Source organism: Exiguobacterium sp. E4787 (assembly GCF_018618375.1).
GTDB classification, from domain to species: Bacteria; Bacillota; Bacilli; order Exiguobacteriales; family Exiguobacteriaceae; genus Exiguobacterium; species Exiguobacterium chiriqhucha.
Genome location: NZ_JACSLY010000029.1, coordinates 1 through 4,360, shown reverse-complemented (window position 1 = coordinate 4,360; position 4,360 = coordinate 1). Strand labels below are relative to the sequence as shown.

The following is a 4,360-nucleotide window of genomic DNA, read 5'->3' as shown; positions in this document are numbered from 1 at the left end:
TATCGAATGAGAGAAAAGAAACGGGCCGGCATCCAACCGGCGCGTGTCGATAGTTTCCAAGAGTAATGTGTAAAAAAGGGATTTTTAATCCGTTATTAAGAGGGAATTTTAAACCGCTGTTGACACTCTAATATAACTCTAGCAAGTTCAAGTTGATTACAAGCTATTAAGATCCTTCCAATTTGTATCAACAAACGCCAATGCATCTTCTCTTTATTTAATAAGGTCTTTTCTTTAACTAATTCAAATAAAGAATTTAATTTATGTTTAAGTGAAATTTCAATAATGTCTGGGTACAGTGTAAGTTCTTCCGAATACGTAGATATCAAATCATATAGAGCTTCTGAAGATGAGTCAGCACCTTCTACTTCAATCATTGATTTATAATATATTAATTGAATAATTGGGTCTTTCACTATATCCTGGTTGTTTAATTCTTTAAATCTATTGCATAAATCTTCAAATTCTTTTTCGAAATACAATATATTAAATAGATTAAATACATTTATCGGTGTTTCTTCCCATGAATCCAATAAAACAATCTTAGCGTTATTATAGTCACCATTTTTCACCATAATATCAGCTTTAAGATGACAGAAGATATTTGAGTCTTTAATTTTCGAAGGAACATTTTCTAGTTCATAAAGTGCTAATTTACCATCTACCAATAAAAGTAAGTTCAAGTGAACTAACCAATAGCTTTTCATTAACTCCTCATCCACAAAATTTGTAACGTGTATAAATGTCTTCATTTCTTTAATAGAACATTCTATTTCACTGAATAATTGTTCATCAGGGTCAATTTGCTTAAAGAATTTTCCTAGATTAATACGAGCTCTACAATAAATTGAGAAAAAGCGATACATTGAATTTGTTCTGAGTTTATACGCTTCTGTAAAGTTGATTTCTGCCTTTTCCAAATTGTTACGTTCCATCTCAATTATGCCCAAATAGTAGTAACTTTTATGATTTTTCTTATATTCTACTTTTAACTCTTCTTTATCAATTAATTCCTTATAAACATCGTCTATTTTTTTTTGATACATAAGGTAATCTAATCTTTTCATGGTAATCTCATTTTGAGAACATCCGAGCCTATTTAAATTCATTATTACTTCTTCAAATAACTCATCATTTAAGTCATTACAGGCAATGTGATAATCTATTTCATGAATATATTTTGAGTCTACAGAAATACTTCTAATTCTAACTTTAATTTGATCAAGTTTCTCAAACTCAGAGCTCAACACTAAAGTCCTAGCTTTTTGAAAATATAATAGTTCTCTTTGTGGTTTACTTAAGCTATTTTGAGATTCCAGCATTTCACTAATAAATTCTTTAGCAAGGTCTATTTTATATTGATCAATTAAATTCTCTATATTCTCTAGTTGATTATTGGCGAAAATATTATCTTCTTTTGAGTTTTCTATTTGCTCTATAACAGCAGATATTCCATCTTTAATCTCGGCACCACTTTCAACCACTTTTGAAGTTATAGTAGTTAACATTGCAGATTCTTTTAAAGAAAAAATACCGGTTCTTATCTCGGACAATACATTTATCAATTTTTGGAAATATAAGTGAAAATCTTGGGGTACTTTTACAGGACTTCTACCTATACTTTCATAATGTCTATTAACCTTTTCAATAACCTCATCAGAGATATCTGTTATAAATTGTTGAATCGTTTCCCCTGTTCCTATGTAGCCAAAAAACATTTTTTGTAAAATTCTATCTGTAAATTCTTTTGATTCTAATACTTTTTGAAAGGCGAGAGAATCTAATTCTGTCCCTTCAAATTCCTTTTGAAATTCTGTTACAACATCTTCTATTTTTGTATGAAGAATACGATCATCTATTTTAATTTTCTTTTCGTGTACATAACTTGAACTGATATTTACTAAAAAGCCACCCAATGCTTCAGCTATCATTTTAATGCCTCCTCTTTTCAAAAGATTTTTCTTGTACGAAAACCGATATAATCATTAAAAATTCTACTTGTCTTTTTAAATTAAAGTCTGTGTTTTCTGTACAACATTAAAATCTATATGTTTATATGATTGGTCTGCTGTTACAACTACATCTTTATATCGACTTGTTAAAATTACTTCTGTCAAACCAGCTTCTAATGTCTTAATAGAACGAACCTTTAAATCATTCACATTGATAGATGTTTTATGAGTTACATATTCTTTTAGGCGCTCAATATCAATTGTATGTAGCCTTAGATTGCGCCTGGCACTAAATTTGTTTTGAACTTTATCAAACACAGCTTCTGTTAATTTCCCGGTAATAGCTGAAAGTACGCTTAAAATTAGATCTTCATGGAAATCTCCAGCACCCCGTTCAAAAGCGGATTTCCTTCTCAATTCAAACTCTATTTCAATTCCTTCTTCTTTCAACAATGTGACCAATCTATCGATATCTTCCTGATCACTTATACTATCTACCGACAAGTAGATAGCATGTTCAATTTCATTTTCTTTAGTAATAAGTGTGTCTTTAGAAAGAGTAGTTACATACTCTTCTAATTCTTTAATATCCTGATGAAAATAAGTGACAACGTTTATAAAACAAATAGAATCAAATTCTTCAATAGTGATGTAAAAACCATCTCCTCCTAAATATTTCTTTAAACTTTCCAAAATAGTATCTAAATCAATGTCTGTTATTACTTCAAGATCTTTCATATGTTGTACTTCATTGTAGTGCATCTGCACTTCATCCCAAATCGGCTTATAGAAATCTATATAGATTTGTTTAGCAGTCAACTTTACCACTCCCTATTTTTCCATAAGTCTACTATTACAACACTTCAGTCGATAATCCATGGATTTTTTCTTTTATAGGTCTCTAAATATTTTTCAACGCGCTTTTTGATTTCAAATAACAAAGAGAAGTTTGGGACATTTTTTGTTTCATTCGGATGCACTATTCCCATTGCCACAGCTGTTCCTATTGCATCTTCTGTTTGTATCTTTAACAATCTAAAGAAGTATAGACATACTTCTTCAAGTGAGATATGAGTATTGTGTTGATCTCTCCATACGTCTTTTTTTAAGACTCCTATTCTCTTCAAATAATTCATTTGTATATAATAAGGAATCTGTTTGCCCTCTGACATCAATTTTAATTCTGTGTCTTTTTCTTCTTCGGTCATAAAGAATTCATTGTAAAGTAGCTCTAATACAATAAATAGCATGCCAAAGGTGGCCGTTCTTGTACCAACTTCATCTGTTCTTGAAGATTGGTTAAATTGATGTTTCCATCTATCAGATCTTATACCTACTACATGTAGGGGATGGTCTTCTTCCGCTGGGCTGGAAGGTCGGTTATTCCAAACAATATCAAATGTGATTTTTTTCATCTCCCAAGGAATAAATCTGTGCAATTCACTAGGTATGAATAAATTATTTACATTATCTATATGGGTATATAGATTCTCTTGAATCCTTTTAATGTTCACTTCTTCCACTAGTTGCTCAAACACCATCCCTCGTGAATTCTGTATAGACGGTTTATCTAATAGCATATAGTCATTAATGCAGAAAGGTTGACCCCATTTGTTAAAACAGAGCTCTTCTATAGTAAATCTAAAAGCATCTTGATAGAAAAAAGCATTACTTCTTTGTTTCTCTAGACCTCTATAAATTACAACCTCTTCATTTAGAGGATTAAAAGTGATTATTGAATTCAGATTGGTTGTTCCAACGTGTTGGAGGTCTTGTGCAGCATTTTTAAGATTAACACCTAAAATCCCAATATCCTTCACAAGATTTTCCCCACAAATCCAAATATCTTTTATATTTAATGATTGATATAGATTTCTTCTGTGCTCAATGACTGAAGTCGGAATGTTAGAACGTTGATATTCCAAGACCCATTTTTGACCGTTTTTGAATTGAAAAAAGATATCTGCAACCTGTTTAGATTCTTTTAAAAAATACTCTATTTCAATCATCTCTAACGCGTCTCCAAGTGTTTCTTTAAGATAGTTGTATAACTTTATTTTTCCTGCGTTGTGTTCTTCGCTTTCCCCTCTCCCATAGGTACAATCTAACTGCCTACTATGTTTAAAATGAGGAATTTTCTTTGCTGGGATAGCCCAATGAAGCTCTACCTTACTCTCGCACAGAGGACAAAAAAGCTGATTTTTCTGTTGCGGACTTTTCAAGTAATCTCTTTGATTCACCCATTCCCTATCAATAAGATTTATCACCTTACCCCTTAACATGTGTAATGCAAAATAGGAGTGCAGAAGTGTGCAACGGAAACGTACACAACTCTGCACTCCTATTTTAGAAAAGAAAAAGGACTTGCCAGCAACCATAATCTCACCCTAACGTTTAAGTTGCGACAC

3 protein-coding genes are annotated in these 4,360 nt (G+C 31.4%); all 3 read right to left on the bottom strand.

Features of this window, described 5'->3' with window-relative positions:
• Nucleotides 1-95 precede the first annotated feature (95 nt).
• Nucleotides 96-1,931 (bottom strand): hypothetical protein, encoded by a 1,836-nt coding sequence (locus KNP80_RS15655; protein ID WP_214835081.1) that lies wholly within the window; start codon nucleotides 1,929-1,931, stop codon nucleotides 96-98.
• 75 nt (nucleotides 1,932-2,006) lie between these two features.
• Nucleotides 2,007-2,771 (bottom strand): hypothetical protein, encoded by a 765-nt coding sequence (locus KNP80_RS15650; protein WP_214835080.1) that lies wholly within the window; start codon nucleotides 2,769-2,771, stop codon nucleotides 2,007-2,009.
• Nucleotides 2,772-2,815: 44 nt separating this feature from the next.
• Complete coding sequence (locus KNP80_RS15645) at nucleotides 2,816-4,330, bottom strand: competence protein CoiA (RefSeq protein ID WP_214835079.1); 1,515 nt, start codon at nucleotides 4,328-4,330, stop codon at nucleotides 2,816-2,818.
• Nucleotides 4,331-4,360: the final 30 nt, after the last annotated feature.

Excerpts from the sequence above, each read along its gene's own strand:
- KNP80_RS15655 (WP_214835081.1), bottom strand. The coding sequence starts at position 1,931 with ATGATAGCTGAAGCATTGGGTGGCTTTTTAGTAAATATCAGTTCAAGT.
- KNP80_RS15645 (WP_214835079.1), bottom strand. The coding sequence starts at position 4,330 with ATGGTTGCTGGCAAGTCCTTTTTCTTTTCTAAAATAGGAGTGCAGAGT.